This is a genomic window from Sedimentitalea todarodis, assembly GCF_032595355.1.
Taxonomy (GTDB): domain Bacteria; phylum Pseudomonadota; class Alphaproteobacteria; order Rhodobacterales; family Rhodobacteraceae; genus Sedimentitalea; species Sedimentitalea todarodis.
On the sequence record NZ_JASMWN010000016.1, the window covers coordinates 56,411 to 73,702 of the forward strand.

The 17,292-nt window shown below is 63.7% G+C and carries 17 protein-coding genes and 1 riboswitch; of the genes, 14 read left to right on the plus strand and 3 right to left on the minus strand.

Translation table 11 applies throughout. From position 1 onward, the window contains the following. The first annotated feature begins 11 nt into the window (after positions 1–11). Genes cobN through cobJ form a run of 5 tightly spaced genes read left to right on the plus strand, consistent with a single transcriptional unit; the run spans position 12 to position 6,535 of the window. Positions 12–3,308, plus strand: a complete 3,297-nt coding sequence (gene cobN, locus QO231_RS17825; protein WP_316779484.1) for a cobaltochelatase subunit CobN — start codon at positions 12–14, stop codon at positions 3,306–3,308. Beyond that, positions 3,305–4,432, plus strand: a complete 1,128-nt coding sequence (locus tag QO231_RS17830; protein ID WP_316779487.1) for a cobalamin biosynthesis protein CobG — start codon at positions 3,305–3,307, stop codon at positions 4,430–4,432. The genes cobN and QO231_RS17830 overlap by 4 nt, the downstream gene beginning before the upstream one ends. Then, complete coding sequence (locus tag QO231_RS17835) at positions 4,432–5,061, plus strand: precorrin-8X methylmutase (protein WP_316779490.1); 630 nt, start codon at positions 4,432–4,434, stop codon at positions 5,059–5,061. Before QO231_RS17830 ends, QO231_RS17835 begins: the two co-directional genes overlap by 1 nt. After that, the gene (locus QO231_RS17840) at positions 5,058–5,786 is read left to right on the plus strand and encodes a precorrin-2 C(20)-methyltransferase (RefSeq protein ID WP_316779493.1); all 729 of its coding nucleotides are present in this window, start codon (positions 5,058–5,060) and stop codon (positions 5,784–5,786) included. The genes QO231_RS17835 and QO231_RS17840 overlap by 4 nt, the downstream gene beginning before the upstream one ends. Continuing rightward, positions 5,783–6,535 (plus strand): precorrin-3B C(17)-methyltransferase, encoded by a 753-nt coding sequence (cobJ, locus tag QO231_RS17845; protein ID WP_316779496.1) that lies wholly within the window; start codon positions 5,783–5,785, stop codon positions 6,533–6,535. Before QO231_RS17840 ends, cobJ begins: the two co-directional genes overlap by 4 nt. On the opposite strand, the gene QO231_RS17850 is transcribed toward cobJ, so the two are convergent. Continuing rightward, a complete protein-coding gene (locus QO231_RS17850; RefSeq protein ID WP_316779498.1) occupies positions 6,508–7,260 on the minus strand; it encodes a cobalt-precorrin-6A reductase in 753 nt (250 codons plus the stop codon). The genes cobJ and QO231_RS17850 overlap by 28 nt on opposite strands. Here QO231_RS17850 and cbiE point away from each other — a divergent pair. The 7 genes from cbiE to cobF all read left to right on the plus strand — a co-directional run bounded on the left by cbiE (position 7,259) and on the right by cobF (position 13,394). Then, entirely contained in the window at positions 7,259–8,458 is a 1,200-nt protein-coding gene (gene cbiE / locus QO231_RS17855) for a precorrin-6y C5,15-methyltransferase (decarboxylating) subunit CbiE (RefSeq protein WP_316779501.1), read from the plus strand. The two genes, QO231_RS17850 and cbiE, sit on opposite strands and share 2 nt — an antisense overlap. Next, positions 8,455–8,823, plus strand: coding sequence for a cobalamin biosynthesis protein (locus QO231_RS17860; RefSeq protein WP_316779503.1), 369 nt, complete (start codon positions 8,455–8,457; stop codon positions 8,821–8,823). The genes cbiE and QO231_RS17860 overlap by 4 nt, the downstream gene beginning before the upstream one ends. Then, positions 8,820–9,614, plus strand: a complete 795-nt coding sequence (gene cobM / locus QO231_RS17865; protein ID WP_316779505.1) for a precorrin-4 C(11)-methyltransferase — start codon at positions 8,820–8,822, stop codon at positions 9,612–9,614. Before QO231_RS17860 ends, cobM begins: the two co-directional genes overlap by 4 nt. Next, positions 9,601–10,923, plus strand: a complete 1,323-nt coding sequence (locus tag QO231_RS17870; protein WP_394356624.1) for a cobyrinate a,c-diamide synthase — start codon at positions 9,601–9,603, stop codon at positions 10,921–10,923. The genes cobM and QO231_RS17870 overlap by 14 nt, the downstream gene beginning before the upstream one ends. Next, positions 10,920–11,639 (plus strand): uroporphyrinogen-III C-methyltransferase, encoded by a 720-nt coding sequence (gene cobA, locus QO231_RS17875; protein WP_316779512.1) that lies wholly within the window; start codon positions 10,920–10,922, stop codon positions 11,637–11,639. Before QO231_RS17870 ends, cobA begins: the two co-directional genes overlap by 4 nt. Before the next feature lie 38 nt (positions 11,640–11,677). Then, a riboswitch (cobalamin riboswitch) is annotated at positions 11,678–11,867 on the plus strand. Positions 11,868–11,916: 49 nt separating this feature from the next. After that, complete coding sequence (locus QO231_RS17880) at positions 11,917–12,594, plus strand: energy-coupling factor ABC transporter permease (protein WP_316779514.1); 678 nt, start codon at positions 11,917–11,919, stop codon at positions 12,592–12,594. Positions 12,595–12,653: 59 nt separating this feature from the next. Continuing rightward, positions 12,654–13,394 carry a precorrin-6A synthase (deacetylating) gene (cobF, locus tag QO231_RS17885; RefSeq protein ID WP_316779516.1) on the plus strand — a complete coding sequence of 247 codons (741 nt, stop codon included), beginning with the start codon at positions 12,654–12,656 and terminating at the stop codon, positions 13,392–13,394. Here cobF and QO231_RS17890 read toward each other — a convergent pair. Continuing rightward, positions 13,391–14,836: a cobyric acid synthase gene (locus QO231_RS17890; protein ID WP_316779517.1), complete on the minus strand. Its 1,446-nt coding sequence runs from the start codon at positions 14,834–14,836 to the stop codon at positions 13,391–13,393. The two genes, cobF and QO231_RS17890, sit on opposite strands and share 4 nt — an antisense overlap. 6 nt (positions 14,837–14,842) lie before the next feature. After that, entirely contained in the window at positions 14,843–15,451 is a 609-nt protein-coding gene (cobO, locus tag QO231_RS17895) for a cob(I)yrinic acid a,c-diamide adenosyltransferase (protein WP_316779521.1), read from the minus strand. 192 nt (positions 15,452–15,643) lie between these two features. On the opposite strand from cobO, the gene QO231_RS17900 reads away from it, so the two are divergent. Further along, positions 15,644–16,633 carry an NAD(P)H-quinone oxidoreductase gene (locus QO231_RS17900; RefSeq protein WP_316779523.1) on the plus strand — a complete coding sequence of 330 codons (990 nt, stop codon included), beginning with the start codon at positions 15,644–15,646 and terminating at the stop codon, positions 16,631–16,633. 108 nt (positions 16,634–16,741) lie between these two features. Beyond that, positions 16,742–17,266 carry a porin family protein gene (locus QO231_RS17905; protein ID WP_316779527.1) on the plus strand — a complete coding sequence of 175 codons (525 nt, stop codon included), beginning with the start codon at positions 16,742–16,744 and terminating at the stop codon, positions 17,264–17,266. The last annotated feature ends 26 nt before the right edge of the window (positions 17,267–17,292 follow it).

Sequence of the window (17,292 nt, forward strand, 5' to 3'; positions counted from 1 at the left end):
AGCGTGCCACGATGCATGTCGTCTTTCGCGAAAGCCACGGGCTAGAGGAAACGGACACCCCGACCGATCTGGGCCAAAGCCCGGCGGAGTTGGTGGTTCTGTCGTTTTCCGACAGCGATCTGGGCGCGTTTGCGTCCGGCTGGCATCGTGGCGGCGGTCCGGACGGGCGTATGCCATCTCTGCGGTTGGCCAATCTCGCCGCGCTGAAGCACCCGCTTTCGGTCGACACCTATGTCGAACAGACGCTCGAAGGCGCCAAGGGCATTCTGATCCGCCTTATCGGAGGCGTGCCTTACTGGACCTACGGCCTGCAACAGGTCCAGTCGCTCGCCGCGCGCAACGGGCTGGCGGTGGCGGTTTTGCCCGCAGACGGGCGGCACGATCCCCGGCTTGACGACTGTTCCACCCTGCCCCGCTCGACCCTTCGGCGACTGCAACTTCTCTGTGACACTGGCGGCACCGTGGCCGCACAGGCGGCGCTCGCGCAGTTCGCGTTGGCGGCGGGGCTGTATGCCGGACCAGTGCGCGGGGCCAAGACCCTTCCGCAGGTCGGAGCGTGGACACCGGAACAGGGCGTCACCTGCCCCGCGACCACTTTTGACGCAACAAGCACCCGCCCTCGCATCCTCATCACCTTTTACCGCGCCTATCTGACCGCCGCCGATCTCGCACCGATCGAGGCACTGTTCACCGCATTTCGCGCGCGCGGCTTTGACGTTGGCGCGCTCTTTGCCCCGTCGCTCAAGGCCCCCGAGGCCGCAGGCTGGCTGGCACGGCAGGTTCAGACGCTCACACCCGCTGCCATCGTCAACGCCACCGCCTTCTCCGGCAAGACCGAGGGCGGCACCTCGCCGCTGGATTCCGCCGGTGTGCCGGTGTTTCAGGTGGCATTGGCCACCTCGACGCACAACGCATGGGCCGATGCCGAACGCGGGTTGTCGCCTGCCGATCTGGCGATGCACGTTGTCCTGCCAGAGGTAGATGGCCGCATCCTCACCGGTGTCGCCAGCTTCAAGGAGCCCGGCCCGCGCGACCCGGACCTGCAATTCGCCCGCTATGTTCATCAGCCGCACCCAGACCGGATAGACGCTATTGCAGACCGGGTAGTTGGGTGGGTTCGGCTGGCCCAAAAACCCAATGCCGACAAGATTCCGGTGCTGGTGCTGTCCACCTATCCCGGCAAGGATTGGCAGATGGCCCATGCGGTTGGTCTTGATGCGCTCGCCTCGACAGAAGCGATACTCGCGGATCTGGGCGCACAGGATTATGCCACCGAAACCTCTCTGACTGCCGATGACCTGGCCAATGCCCGCATCACGTGGTCGCTCACCGAGTATCGCACGGCCCTTGCAGGGCTTCCGTCCAGCCTGCAAGCCGATCTGCAAACCGTTTGGGGTGATCCGCAGGATGATCCGTCCTGCGCCGGGGAAGCCTTTCACTTTTCTGCCTTGAAACGCGGCAAGGTGATCATCGCACTGCAACCGGAACGCGGGCACATCACGACGCGCGAGGACGACTACCACGATCTGTCTCGCACCCCGCGCCATGGCTATGTCGCGTTCTACCTCTGGCTGCGCCACCGGATCGGGGCCGATGCGCTGATCCATGTCGGCGCGCATGGCACGCTGGAATGGCTTCCGGGCAAAGCGGTTGCGTTGTCCGGGTCCTGCTGGCCCGAAGCGCTGATTGGCGACATGCCGGTGATTTATCCCTTCATCGTGAACGATCCCGGCGAGGCGGCGCAGGCCAAACGCCGGATCGGCGCAGTGACGCTGGGCCATATCCCGCCGCCTCTGAAGCAGAGCGGCACACCTGACAGGATGGTGCGACTCGAAACCCTGCTGGACGAATTTTCGAACGCCGACGGGCTGGATCCGAAACGTCGTGACCGCCTGCAATCCGATATCCGCATCGAGGCCCAAGCCATCGGCGTCGAAGGTGAGTTGGGGCTGGAGCGGGCCACCAGCACCGCCGAGGCAATCACTCGCATCGACCGCTTTGTTTGCGACATCAAGGAAAGCCAGTTTGGCGACGGGTTGCATGTCTATGGTCGCCCGCCCGCCGCACAAGGCAGCTTTGCGACCGAGACCTCGGTTCAATCCGAACGCGACGGTCTGCTGGACGCGCTCGGCGGTCACTGGATCGCACCCGGCCCCAGCGGCTCGCCCTATCGGGGGCGCAACGATGTGCTGCCCACCGGGCGCAATCTCTACACCACCGACCCGCGATCCGTCCCCACCCGCAGCGCCCATGCGCAAGGCGTCAAGCTGGCCGAGGAACTGGTCCGCCGTCACCTGCAGGATGAAGGCGACTACCCCAAGGGGCTGATCGTCGATCTTTGGGGCTCGGCCACGATGCGCACCGCAGGCGAGGAATTTGCCATGGCGCTGCACCTGCTGGGCGTCAAACCGGTCTGGGACGCAGGCAGCGAACGCGTCTCGGGCATCGAGGTGCTGCCGATCACTGATCTTGACCGGCCCCGTCTGGATGTCACCTTGCGCGTTTCCGGCTTGTTCCGCGACGTTTTCCCGACCCTGTCGGCCCTGTTCGGACAAGCCGTCCGCGCGCTGTCGGCGCGCGACGAAGCCCCCGACTGGAACCCCTATGCAGGTCATGCGCCCGCCGCGCGTGTTTTCGGCCCGGCACCGGGCAGCTATGGGCTGGGTATGGACGATTTGCCGGACACCTACACCGATACCGCCCGTGCCGCCGCCGGGCAGGCGTGGCTTGAGGCCAGTTCCTTTGCCCTGGAGGGGGCGGAGATCGCGCGGGACCGCGACGGTATCCGCGACCGGGTGGCCAGGGCCGACGCCTTTGTGCATCTTCAGGACCTGACCGAAACCGATATCCTGCTTGCCGCAGACTATGCCACGCACGAAGCCGGGTTCGCCGCCGCCAAGGCGCAGACCGGCGGCACGGCAGCCCTCTATCATCTGGACAACACCAACCCCGATAATCCCCGCGCCCGCACCCTGCCCGAAGAAGTCGCCCGCGTGGTTCATGCCCGCGCCGCCAATCCCGGCTGGATCGCAGGCATGCTGCGGCATGGTTTCCGCGGGGCGGCCGAGATCGCGGCGACTCTCGACCACATGGCCGCATTCGCGCATCTTGCGGATGCCGTCGCCCCGCATCTTTTTGACCTCTACCACGACGCAACCCTTGGCGATGATGAGGTCGATGCCTTTCTCGCCGAAGCCAACCCCCAAGCGCATCGGGCCATGCAGGACAGGTTCCGCGCGCTGCATGACGCAGGGCTATGGACCACGCGCCGCAACTCCATCCGCGCCGCCATCGAGGACCGGGCATGATCCCGGAAGTCAAAGGTTGGTGCCCCGGCGCATACCGCCCGATGATGTCTGGCGACGGGCTGGTGGTGCGGGTACGACCCCGGCTGGCCCGGTTGACCGCCCGGCAGGCGCTTGGCCTTTGCACCGCCGCCGCCCGCCGTGGCAATGGCACAATCGATCTGACCAACCGCGCCAACCTGCAACTGCGCGGCGTGGTCGAGGCCGATCACGCCGCCTTGCTTGAAGAACTGGCCGCACTTGGCGTGCTCGACGCGGACCCGGCGCTTGAGATGCGGCGCAACATCCTCATGACACCCCTATACGATGCCGGCGATCTGACAGAGCGTCTGGCGCAGCACCTGACCGATCGCCTCGCGGACTTGCCTGACCTGCCCGCAAAATTCGGCTTTGCCATCGATACCGGCCTGACCCGAATGTTGTGCGGATGCTCTGCCGATATCCGCCTTGAACGTGGCGACCGTGGCCTCATTCTCCGCGCGGATGGGGCAGCGACCGGTCGCCGGGTGACCGAGGCGGACGCGATCGACCAGATGATTGCCCTTGCCATGTGGTTCGCCGCCACACGCGACCCACAGACACGGCGCATGGCGCGGCTGATCGAGGAACGCGAATTGCCCGAGGCGTGGCGCGGTGCCGAGCCTGGCCCCGTGACGCCACCCTGCCATCCCGGCGCTTGCGATGCCGGGATGATCTATGGCGCGCCATTCGGACAGTTGGATGCGGAGGCCCTGGCCGCGCTGATCCGCCAGACCAACGCAACCGCCCTGCGCGTTACGCCATGGCGGATGTTTGTGCTGGAAGGCGCCACCGGGTCGGACATTGGCGCCTTCATCACCACCCCCGGTGATCCTCTCCTCGCCATCGATGCCTGCCCCGGCGCGCCTTACTGTCCGCAAGCGCAGGCAGAAACCCGCGCCACCGCCCGTGAACTCGCGCCGCGCGTGAGGGGCAGCCTGCATGTGTCGGGCTGCGCCAAGGGCTGCGCGCGCAATACACCTGCGGATATCACGCTCGTCGGGCGGGACGGGCGATTTGACCTTGTCAAACACGGCTGCGCAGGGGATGAGCCGACGATGCGTGCACTGACCGCAACTGACCTGCTACGCTTGGGAGACCTGACCTGATGCCCTATCACTATGAAACCGATGGCGCAGCGATCTATGCGCAGTCCTTTGCGACCATCCGTGCAGAGGCCGATCTGGCCCGGTTTGCCTCCGACGAAGAGCAGGTGGCTGTCCGGATGATCCATGCGGCCGGGATGGTGGGACTGGAAGAGTTCATACATTTCTCTCCCGAATTCGTCGGGGCCGCCCGTGCTGCATTGGACGGTGGCGCGCCGATCCTCTGCGATGCGCGCATGGTCAGCGAAGGCATCACCCGTGCCCGCCTGCCCACCGAAAACGAAGTGGTCTGCACGCTGCATGATCCACGTGTCAGAGGATTGGCTGCCGGCATGGGCAACACCCGCTCCGCCGCCGCGCTGGAACTGTGGCGACCGCGACTGGAAGGGGCCGTTGTCGCCATCGGCAACGCGCCAACCGCACTGTTCCATCTCCTGAACATGCTTGAAGACCCGGAGTGCCCGCGCCCTGCGGCGATCATCGGCTGCCCCGTCGGGTTTGTCGGCGCTGTCGAAAGCAAGAACGCTTTGTGGGAGGCGCAGCCCGTGCCGTGCTGTATCGTCAAGGGCCGTCTGGGCGGCTCCGCGATCACCGTTGCCGCCGTCAACGCCATCGCCAGTCGCGCGGAATGACCTCGGGCACGATATACGGGGTTGGTCTCGGTCCCGGAGACCCTGACCTGATGAGCGTGCGGGCCGATCGCCTGCTGCGAAACGCACGGCACGTGGCCTACTTCCGCAAGGCCGGCCACGTCGGGCAGGCGCGGGCCATCGCCGGTGCCCTGCTGCCCGCCGAAGCGACCGAATTTCCGATGGAATATCCCGTTACTACCGAAATTCCGCTGAGTGATCCGCGTTACAACCAGTTGCTTTCGGAATTCTACGCCAGTTGTACCGGGCATCTCAGGTCGCTGTCCCTCAAAGGCGAGGATGTCGTGGTTCTCTGCGAAGGCGATCCATTCTTCTATGGGTCCTTCATGCACCTCCACAGCCGCCTGCACGGCAAGGTCCCGATCAGTGTCGTACCTGCCGTCACCGGCATGTCCGGTGCATGGACGGCCACCGGCACCCCGATCACCTGGGGTGATGACGTCCTGACCGTCCTGATGGGAACACTGCCCGAGGACGCACTTGTTCGTCACATGAGGGATACCGACGCATTGGTGGTGATGAAGATCGGGCGTAATTTCGACAAGGTATGCCGCGCCCTTGCGCGGAGCGGACTTGCGGATCGGGCCTGGCTGGTCGAGCGCGCCGCCATGCCCGACCAGACCATCACACCGCTGAGCGACGTCAGAAACCAGGTAGCGCCCTATTTCTCGATCATCCTCGTGCATGGTCAGGGGCGCAGACCGTGACTGGGTGGGTGCGTATTGCGGGGCTTGGGCCGGGCAACGATTCGCTCGTGACCCCCGAAGTCACCGAGGCGCTGGCGCAGGCCACCGACGTGATCGGCTATATCCCCTATGTTGCCCGCGTCGCACCGCGCGACGGGTTGACGCTGCACGCCAGTGACAACCGCGTAGAGCTGGACAGATCCCGCCATGCGCTGGATCTGGCAACACAGGGACGGCGGGTCGTCGTCGTGTCCTCGGGCGATCCCGGCGTGTTCGCGATGGCAGCAGCAGTGTTTGAGGCGGTCGAGGCCGGGCCCGCCTCGTGGCGCCAACTTGATATCACCGTCCTGCCCGGAATCACCGCCATGCTGGCTGCCGCCGCACGGGCAGGCGCGCCCCTTGGACATGATTTCTGTGCCATCAACCTGAGCGACAATCTGAAGCCGTGGAGCCTGATCGCAAAGCGCCTGCGGCTGGCGGCAGAGGGCGATTTTGCGATGGCGTTCTACAATCCACGTTCAAAGTCGCGCCCCGAAGGGTTCGAAAAGACACTGGACCTATTGCGGAGCACTTGCGGAAGGGATCGGCTGATCCTTTTCGCAAGGGCCGTATCCACCCCCGAGGAACGGCTGACTGTCACGACACTCGGCGACGCGACGCCGGGCATGGCCGATATGCGCACGGTGGTCATTGTCGGTTCATCACGCACCCGGCTCGTCGAAAACAGCAGGAACCTGATCGTCTACACGCCAAGGTCCACGCCGGAATGAGCCAGCCAGCTGATAACCTGCGCAGGGGTTTGCACCTCTGTTCTCGGCGGGATCGGCGGGCGGTCGATCATCAGGACCGGCAGGCCCATTTCCCGCGCCGCGTCAATCTTGGATCGCGCGCCCGTTCCGCCTGCGTTCTTGGACACGACCAGTTCGATGCCATGGTCTTGCATCAAGGCCTTGTCGGCCTCTGCCGAAAACGGGCCGCGATCCACAACAAGGTGACAGTCAGGCAACGGGAGCGCGTCCGGCTGATCGACCAGCCGCAACAGATACCGATGCTGCGGCTGTGCCGCGAAAGCCGCGAGATGCATACGCCCGACCGCGAGGAAAACCCGGCGAACCGGCCCGGCCAGCGCCGCCACCGCGGCGTCAATGTCGGGCACCACGGTCCAGCGATCTTGTGGACCAGCCTGCCATGCGGGTCGGGTCAGTGCGATCAGCGGCACATCGGCCATTGCGCAGGCCACAACGGCATTGGTACTCATCTGCGCCGCAAAGGGGTGAGTCGCGTCAACGACATGGGTGATGGCTTCGGCGCGCAGATAGCGCGCCAACCCGTCAGCGCCACCAAATCCGCCAACGCGCACCGGGACCGGTTGCGCACGCGGCCGGTCCACCCGACCCGCATAGGAAAACACCGCGCGCAAGCCGGCCTCTGCCACCGCGCGGGCCAGCGCGGTAGCCTCGGTCGTGCCGCCCAGGATCAGGAGGTGCGGTGTCATGGCTGACGCTCCGTGGTTGACCATCGTTGGATTGGGCGAAGATGGACCGGCGGGCCTGTCGCCTGCAAGCCGTGAAGCATTGGATCGCGCGGAAATTGTGATGGGGCCGCCCCGGCACCTCGCCCTGCTTCCAGAAATACGGGCCGAATTGGTCGAATGGCCGGTCCCTTTTGCCGACGGGATTGCACGGTTGCTGAAGTTGCGGGGACGGCCGGTGGTGGTGCTTGCCTCGGGCGATCCCTTCTGGTTCGGAGCCGGGTCCGTCATCGCGCGTCATCTGCAACCCGAAGACTGGCGCGCCCTGCCCGGTGTGTCAGTGTTTGCCCTTGCCGTCGCACGATTGGGCTGGCCACTGGACACCACGCTGACGCTCGGTCTGCACGCGGCACCCTTGACGCGCGTCCGGCCATACCTGATGCCGGGACAGCGCGCGATCGTGCTGTTGCGCGATGGGGCGGCGGTCGCAGCACTTGCCGATCTTTTGGTCGCGACGGGGTTTGGCGAGAGCACGCTTCACGTTTGCGAGGCACTTGGTGGACCACGCGAACGGCTGCGCAGCAGCGATGCCGCAACGCTTGCGTTTGAGGATGTTTCCCATCCGGTCTGTGTCGGGCTTGAGGTCGCAGGCCAAGGCGTTGCCCTGCCGCTGACTCCGGGCCGGCCCGACACGATGTTCGAGAATGACGGCCAGATCACCAAAGGGCCGATGCGAGCGCTGACACTGGCGGCACTCGCCCCGCGCCCCGGCGAGCGACTTTGGGATATTGGCGGCGGCAGCGGCTCGGTTGCCATCGAGTGGCTGTTGAGCCATCCCAGCCTGAGCGCAACAACCATTGATCCCAATCCGGACCGAATCGCGCGTATCCGGCGCAATGCCGATCAATTGGGTGTTGACCGTCTGGACATCGTGAAAGGACATGCGCCCGCTGCATTGCGGGGTCTGCCACCTCCTGATGCTGTGTTCATCGGCGGCGGGGTATCGGCCGACATGCTGACATGGCTGGGCGCAAACCTGCCGGGCGGAACCCGGCTGGTGGCCAATGCCGTCACGTTGGAAAGCGAGGCATTGCTGGCGGATGCACAGGAGAAACGCGGCGGCAATTTGTTGCGCATCGAACTGGCGCAGGCCGAGCCGTTGGGGAGCAAGCGCGGCTGGAAAGCGGCTTATCCCGTGGTGCAGTGGAGCGTCATGCTATGATCGTCGCCGGTTTCGGATTTCGCGCACAGGCCAGTTGCGCCAGCCTGCAATCGGCGCTGGAAAGCGCCACGCCGGATCGTGTCATCGGCGCGGTCGCGGCCCCTGCGGACAAGGCCGGGGCACCGTGCCTCTCACAATTTGCGACGGACAGAAACCTGCCTGTGCGTGCGATTTCAATCGCGGCACTGCAGGCCGTCTCCACCGCAACACAATCCGCTCAGAGCCAGGCACATCGCGGAACCGGAAGCGTTGCCGAGGCCGTAGCCCTCGCCGCCGCCGGACCGGGTGCCCGGCTGCTGGTGCACCGTCATATTTCGCAGGACCGCCTGGCCACCTGCGCCATCGCAATCGGGAAAGAGACATGACCGTACATTTCATCGGCGCCGGACCGGGTGCTGCCGACCTGCTGACCCTGCGTGGGCGCGATATCATCGCCGCCTGCCCTGTCTGCCTTTATGCCGGGTCGTTGGTGCCAGAAGAGATTCTCGGGCACTGCCCGCCGGATGCCCGCGTGATCAACACTGCCTCGATGGATCTTGACGCGATCATCGCCGAGTGTCGGGCCGCAGAGGACTCGGGGCAGGATGTCGCGCGGCTACATTCCGGCGATTTGTCGGTCTGGTCCGCCATGGGTGAGCAGATGCGCCGCTTGCGCGCCGAGGGAATTGCCGTCAGCGTGACCCCCGGCGTGCCGTCCTTTGCCGCCGCCGCCGCAACGCTGGGCACCGAGCTGACCCTGCCGGGACTGGCGCAATCGGTGGTTCTGACGCGGACGCCGGGGCGGGCCTCCTCGATGCCGCCGGGCGAAACGCTGAGCAATTTCGCGGCCACCGGGGCAACGCTGGCGATTCACCTGTCGATTGGCAATCTGGACCGCGTGATCGCGGACCTGATGCCAGGCTACGGGGCCGATTGTCCGGTGGCGGTAGTCTATCGTGCCAGTTGGCCGGACGAAAAGATCATCCGCGCGACATTGGGCACGTTGAAGGCGGCGATGGATGAAGATATCTCGCGCACGGCGCTGATCCTTGTGGGCCCGGCGCTGGCAGGTGAAGGGTTTTCCGAAAGCTGCCTGTATTCAAAAGATTACGACCGCCGCTATCGCCCGCAAAGCGCCGATAGCCCGTGGTCAAGCTGGAGCCATGGCGATGATTAACCCCCCCGGCCTGCTGATTTCCGCACCGTCCTCGGGCACGGGCAAGACCACGGTCATGTTGGGGCTGCTGCGCGCCCTCGCCGAGGATGGCCTGGCCGTGCAGCCGTTCAAGAGTGGCCCGGATTACATCGATCCGGCCTTTCACCGGGCGGCCGCCGGACGTGCCTCGTTCAACATGGACAGTTGGGCGATGAGCGCACCGCTGCTGGATGCGGTGGCGACACAGGCACAAGGCGCGGATATCGTGATAGCCGAAGGCTCCATGGGCCTGTTTGACGGGGTCGCAAAACCGGGCGAGATCGGGCACGGTTCGAGCGCCGAAACCGCGCTGCGCATGGGCTGGCCGGTCGTTCTTGTGCTGGATGTCGGCGGTCAGGCGCAATCGGCAGCAGCGACGGCGCTTGGGTTTCGCACATACAACCCCGATCTGCCCTTTGCCGGCGTGATACTGAACCGTGTTGCCAGCCCCCGGCACGAGCGGCTGACCCGGTTGGGGATGGACAAGGCCGGTCTGCCGGTACTGGGCGTCTTGCCGCGACGGGGAGATCTGACATTGCCCGAGCGGCACCTCGGTCTGATCCAGGCCGTGGAGCATCCGGACCTGGAAAACGCAATTGCCGGGTATGCCGCCTTCTTGCGAGAGCATGTGGACCTTGCGGCAATCCGGGCGGCGGCCTCCTCGCGCCCGGATGGGCCCTCGTCGGCCGCGCTGCCGCGCCCCCCGGCGCAACGGATCGCCTTGGCGCAGGATGCTGCGTTTTCCTTTACCTATCCGCATCTGTTGGAAGGCTGGCGCGCTGCTGGGGCCGAGATCCTCCCGTTCTCGCCGCTGGCCGATGAACCACCCGCGCCGGATGCGGATCTGGTCTGGTTGCCGGGTGGCTATCCGGAGTTGCATGCCGGGCAAATCGCGGCAGCGAACCGGTTCCTCCACGGGCTGCGGAGCCACGCGGAAAGCCGCCCGGTCCATGGTGAGTGCGGCGGCTATATGGCCTTGGGTGAGGCCTTGATCGACAAGGATGGCAACCGGCACCGGATGGCGGGGCTTCTCGGGCTGGTGACCTCATATGAAAAGCGGAGATTCCACCTTGGTTATCGCAAGGCGACGCTGACGGCAGCAATGCCCGGTTTTGCCGCCGGGTCCACCCTGCGCGGGCACGAGTTCCACTACTCCACCATCCTCGACCAACCCGATACACCGCTCGCCGATGTGCGGGATGCCGAAGGCGCAACAGTCGCCGAGACCGGTTCGACACTTGGCAACGTCACCGGAACGTTCTTTCACCTGATCGCCGAGGCCACGGTGTGAGTGGGTTTGTCTCGTTTGTCGGATCGGGTCCGGGAGATCCGGAATTGATGACCCTGAAGGCCGTGGATCGGATGAAGCAGGCTGATGCGATCCTGTTCGACGACCTGTCCTCTGGTCCGATCCTGTCCCATGCCCGTCCGGGGGCCGATCTGGTCGGCGTCGGCAAGCGCGCGGGCCGACCTTCGCCAAAGCAGGATCACGTGAGTCGCCTGCTGGTGGACTATGCCTCGGACGGTGCGCGGGTGGTGCGCCTGAAATCCGGCGATGGCGGCATGTTCGGACGCCTCGAAGAAGAACTGGTCGCGCTGCGCGCGGCAGGCATCCCCTTTGAAATCATTCCCGGCGTTCCCTCCGCCTGCGCGGCGGCGGCGGCGGCTGGCATTCCGCTCACCCGGCGGCTGACTGCGCGGCGGGTGCAATTCGTCACCGGCCATGATGTCGCGGGACAGTTACCAGAAGACCTCAACATGGCGGCACTGGCGGATGATCAGGCCACCACCGTTGTGTTCATGGGCAAACGGACCTTTCCCAAGCTGGCGGGTATGTTGATGGAACATGGTCTGCCCGCCGATACCCCTGCCCTGCTGGCCGAGGCGGTCGGAACGCCGGAACAGGCCCTGCATCGCGGCACCATAGCCACATTGGCGGACCGGCTAGCGAAGGAAAGCGGCACGGCACCTGCGCTGATCCTGTACGGGCCGCTGTCAGAGATCTGAATGCCGGATTTGGACTTGACGCAAGACGCCTCCGTCACCCATGAAGGAATGTACGGTGCCCATGCTCGCAAGGCTTGGGATAATAGGGAACAGGGTGAAATTCCCGGACTGCCCCCGCAACTGTAACAGGGGAGTATGCGTTCACGTAACCACTGGCTTGATGCCGGGAAGGAACAACGCATGCGACGATCCGAAAGTCAGGAAACCTGCCGTGATGGAACCGATCGAGCGATGACCAAACACACCCGCCGGGGTTGGCGGAAAAGGAGATTGAAACATGCATATCGAACCCGGAGTAGTCCACGGCGCCAAGATGATTCTGGCCGTAGGAACGGCGGCAGCGGCCGCTGGCTATTCGCTGAAGCTGATTGCCAGCGAACTGAAGAGCCGCTCTGTCCTCTCACTTGTGGCGCGCAGCGCAATCGCGACGGCTGCGGTATTGATCTTTTTTGAATTGTTGCCGCACTTTCCCGTCGGCATTTCCGAAGTGCACTTCATCCTCGGCACGACCTTGCTGTTGATTCTGGGGATTGCACCGGCGGCGATCGGATTGGCGGCCGGACTGGCGATACAGGGCATGGTCTTTGCTCCGACCGACATGCCGATGTATTTCGTCAACATCACCACCCTGTTGGTGCCCCTGTTCGCCATCGGTGCCCTCGCGCGCAAGGCACTGCCGCAGAACGTGGCCTATGTTGATCTGAAATACATGGACGTGTTCAAACTGTCGGTGGCCTATCAGGGCGGCGTTGTCGCCTGGGTCGCGTTCTGGGCGTTCTATGGTCAGGGTGTGGGTGCCGAAACCTTTGCCGCAGTCACCAGCTTTGGCATGGCCTACATGATGGTTGTGCTGATCGAGCCGCTGGTCGATCTCGCGGTTCTCGCCGGTGCCAAATCCATCAAGGGTTTGCGCGGGTCCGGTCTGGTTACAGACCGCCTGCATAACGCCGCATAAATCAACTGACATCTGGGGAAAGGCCTCGTCCGATTGCGGGACGGGGCCTTTTGTTTGCCATGCAAGAGTTGTTGCTGATCGGGATCGGGACCGGAAACCCGGATCATGTCACCCGGCAGGGTGCCGGTGCGATCCGCCGTGCGGACCTGATCCTCATCCCACGTAAAGGGGCCGGGAAATCAGACCTTGCCGGCTTGCGGGAAACGATCATCAATGCGGTTACTGATACGCCGCCCCGACTGTCCTATTTCGACATCCCCCAACGGCGCGATGACGATGGCTATTTGCGTGGGGTCGATGCCTGGCACGATGCGATCGCGGCCCGGTGGCAGGCGGCGATCGGGACCAGTCCGGAAGCCAAGGTGGTGGCGCTGTTGGTCTGGGGCGATCCGTCGCTTTACGACAGTTCCCTGCGCATCGCCGCACGGCTCGACCCCCAACCACGCACCCGGGTCATTCCCGGCATCACGGCGTTGCAGGCGCTGACAGCGGCGCATGCGATCCCGGTGAACGAGATCGGAGCACCTTTGGTCGTGACCACCGGTCGGCAGTTGCGCAAGAACGGCTGGCCGCAGGGGGTTGAGACAGCCGTGATCATGCTGGATGGGGAATGCTCTTTCGGTACCCTCGACGCCGCAGAATTTGACATCTGGTGGGGGGCATATGTGGGGATGGACGAAGAACTCCTGATAAGCGGCGCATTGGATCAGGTCGCCGATCAAATCCGCACCACGCGCGCGCAGGCCCGCGCCGAACATGGATGGATCATGGACATCTACCTGCTACGCCGCCGGAACTAGCGCGCGACCGCCAATATCCTCTCCACATCCAGATGCGCCTCGATATGGTCGGCAAGCGCGTCCAGCGTCGCCTCGATGCCCGAGTCATATGAGTTGCCCGCGCTCTCGGCATCGAGGCTGGACAGAAATGCCGTGCGGAAACCGTCATGGCGGAAAAGCCCGTGCAGATAGCTGCCCATGATCCGGCCTGTGCTGCTGATCGCCCCTTCGTCATCGCCGTTGATGCGGGCAAAGGGGCGGACACAATCTGGCCCAGCTGTCTGACCAATGTGGATTTCATAGCCGTCGAACATCTGCCCCGACGCTACATGTTCCGCATGAACACGTGTCAGGCGTTTCGCCGGTTCCATCACCGTTGTCACATCCAGCAAGCCCAATCCCGGGGTTTCCCCCGCCGGACCCTCGATACCCTGCGGATCGTGCACCGTTTGCCCGAGCATCTGGTAGCCCCCACAAATGCCAAGCACATGCCCCCCGCGTCGCACATGGGCGGCGACGTCTATGTCCCAGCCTTGCGCGCGCAGAAAGGCGAGATCGCCCCGTGTGGATTTGCTCCCCGGCAGGATCACCAGATCTGCATCCCCGCGGATCGGCTGGCCGGCGCGCAGCATGGTCAGGGTCAGGCCGGGTTCTTGTGCAAGCGGATCGAGATCGTCAAAATTGGCGATACGCGACAGGCAGAGGCAGACCACGTGAAACGCCCCCCCATGCGAGGCCGAAGTGATATCCAGTGCATCTTCGGCAGGCAGTTTCCAGGCATCGGGAAACCACGGCAGAACGCCAAATCCCGGCCAGCGTGTGCGCTGTTCGATCAGGGCATAGCCATCGTCAAACAGGCTGGGATCGCCGCGAAACTTATTGATCAGAAATCCGGCAACCGTGCCCTCATCCTGCTCTGACAGCACCGCCTGCGTGCCGACCATCTGCGCGATGACCCCGCCCCGGTCGATATCTCCGGCCAAGATTACCGGAACATCGGCGGCAATCGCAAACCCCATGTTGGCAATGTCGCCCTGACGCAGATTGACTTCCGCAGGGCTTCCTGCGCCTTCGACGATGACAAGATCATGCGCAGACCTGAGCCGCGCAAAGCTTTCGAGCACCGCCTGCATCAATGACGGTTTCAATCCCGCGTAATCCCGTGCACGGACGGTCGTTCGGTGTTGACCCTGCACCACCACATGCGCCCCGACATCGGTTTCAGGCTTGAGCAGAACCGGGTTCATGTCTGTATGCGGCTCCAGCCCGCAGGCCAGCGCCTGCAACGCCTGTGCGCGCCCGATTTCGCCGCCATCCACCGTGACGGCGGCATTGTTGGACATGTTCTGCGGCTTGAACGGTGCAACCGACATCCCCCGCCGCCGGGCCGCCCGGCACAACCCCGCAACCAACATGGATTTCCCGACGTTGGAGCCAGTGCCCTGTATCATCAGCGCAGGCATGGAGCGTCAGAACTCCACGCCGGCCTGTGCCTTGATACCATCGCGGAACGGGTGTTTGACCAGTGTCATTTCGGTCACCAGATCGGCGGCCTCGATCAGTTCGGGCTTGGCGTTGCGTCCGGTCAGAACAACGTGTGTCATCGCGGGTTTCTCGGTCAGCAGGAATTCGACCACCTCGTCGATGTCCAGATAACCATAGCGCAGGGCGATGTTGATTTCGTCGAGCAGGACAAAGGTGATCTCGGGGTTGCGAATCAGGTCCTTTGCCTTCGCCCATCCCGCCTGTGCCGCCGCGATATCGCGTTCGCGATCCTGGGTTTCCCAGGTAAAGCCCTCACCCGAAATCACGAAGGTGCATTCGTCGGAGAACCTGTCGCGCAGGAAGTCGGCCTCGCCGGTTTTCCAGTTTCCCTTGATGAACTGCACCACCGCGCAGGGCATGCCATGCGCAATGCAGCGCATCACCATGCCAAACCCGGACGAGGATTTCCCCTTGCCCGGTCCGGTGTGCACGATTATCAACCCTTTCTTGTCGGTCTTGGTGGCCATCATCCGGTCACGCGCGGCCTTGATCTTGCGCATCTTTTCGCGATGGCGTTTGTTGTCGTCTTCCATTGCTCTGTCCTGTGCGTCGGGGCGAAATCGGTTTCGCCTCTTTCTATACCAGCCACCGGACAAACGCGATGGGCGCACTGCATCAATTTCACAGCAAGGCCGGGCCGACACAAGCGCCTTAGCGTTTGCCATTTTTGCTGGCAAATCATAGGGTTTCCCTCAAACTCGACGTGCCTGATCAGGAGAACCCGAATGCTGCCAGAAACCATGAAAACGGTAGAGATGCGCGAAGCGGGCAAGCCCGAAGTTCTGGTGACGGGCGAGCGCGAGGTGCCAACGCCAAAGGAAGGTGAAATTCTGATCCGCGTGACAGCGGCAGGCGTCAATGGCCCCGACCTGGTACAGCGGCGCGGTCACTATCCGCCGCCAAAGGGCGCATCCGATTTGCTGGGTCTGGAAGTATCGGGCGAAGTCTGTTCGATTGCCGCGGGCGTCACCGACTGGTCCGTCGGGGACCGTGTCTGTGCCCTGACCAATGGCGGCGGCTATGCGGAATTCGTCGCCGTGGACGCGGGACATTGCCTGCCGATCCCGGAGGCTGTGGCCGAACAGGATGCGGCGGGATTGTGCGAAACCTATTTCACGGTTTGGAGCAACCTGTTCTTTGAGCAACCGGACCCAGAGGGCAAACTGCTGTTGGTGCATGGGGGCGCGGGCGGCATCGGGTCGACCGCCATTCAACTTGGCAAAGCGCTCGGGATGCGGGTGATCACAACCTGTGCCAATGCAGATGATTGCGCCTATGCCGAGGGATTGGGGGCCGAACGGGCGATAAACTTCAACGACGAAGATTTTGTCGATGTGGTGCGCGAGGCGGGCGGAGCCAATATCATTCTGGACATCATCGGCGGAGACTATGTGGCCCGCAACGTCAAGGCCGCCAGTCCGGATGCCCGGATCGTGCAACTGGCGTTCAATGCCGGTTCCAAGGTCGAAATCAACCTGATGCCGATCATGCTGAAACGGCTGATCTATACGGGCTCGACCCTGCGATCGCGCCCCGAGAGTTTCAAGACGAAGGTCGCCTCCGATCTGCGTAAGAGGGTCTGGCCAATGTTTGCAGCGAGGCAACTGTCGGCGCAAACCCACCGCGTGTTCTCCTTTGAACAGGCCGCCCATGCACATACAATGATGGAAGATGCCGCGCACCGGGGCAAAATCCTGCTGACGCCTTGCGACTGACCCTCCGAAACGATCAGGCAAAGACACGACCATCCCCATAAATGGCGAAGTTCGCGCAATTCTCGGGTGTGCTAGCCCCTATTGAGAACCGCTCAAGGGGAAGTGCCGATGAACAACCTGATCAGGTCGGGCTTACTTATGATCTCTGCGATTTCACCATCCCTTGCCGCCGCAGAGGGCTGGACCGGTTTCTATGCCGGGGCGCAAATCGGCTCAATCGACACCGACATCTCTTTCTACGGTCGCACCATGAGCGAGGATTCCGGCACCTACGGTCTGCTCGTTGGCTACAACCACGCCTTCGCCAACAAGTTGGTGCTGGGTGTAGAATTGAACGCCGACAAGTTGAACTACACGGAGATGCCGTTCAAGCATGACCTGATGGCCCGCCGGATCAAGACACGGTTGGGCTATGATTTCGGCAATGTGATGCTCTACGGCACCCTCGGCTATGCCGAGATCGGCGATGGAACCGGGAACAACGAGGACGGAACCACGGCGGGCTTCGGTGTTGACTACAAAGTCACCGATGCGCTTGTACTGGGCGCCGAAGTGCTGCGGGATTCCTTTGAATTTGCGCCCATCAATATGAACATCACGTCGCTTCGCCTGCGGGTCAGCTACCAGTTTTGAGGGTCACGCGAAAGGCCGCGTCGGCC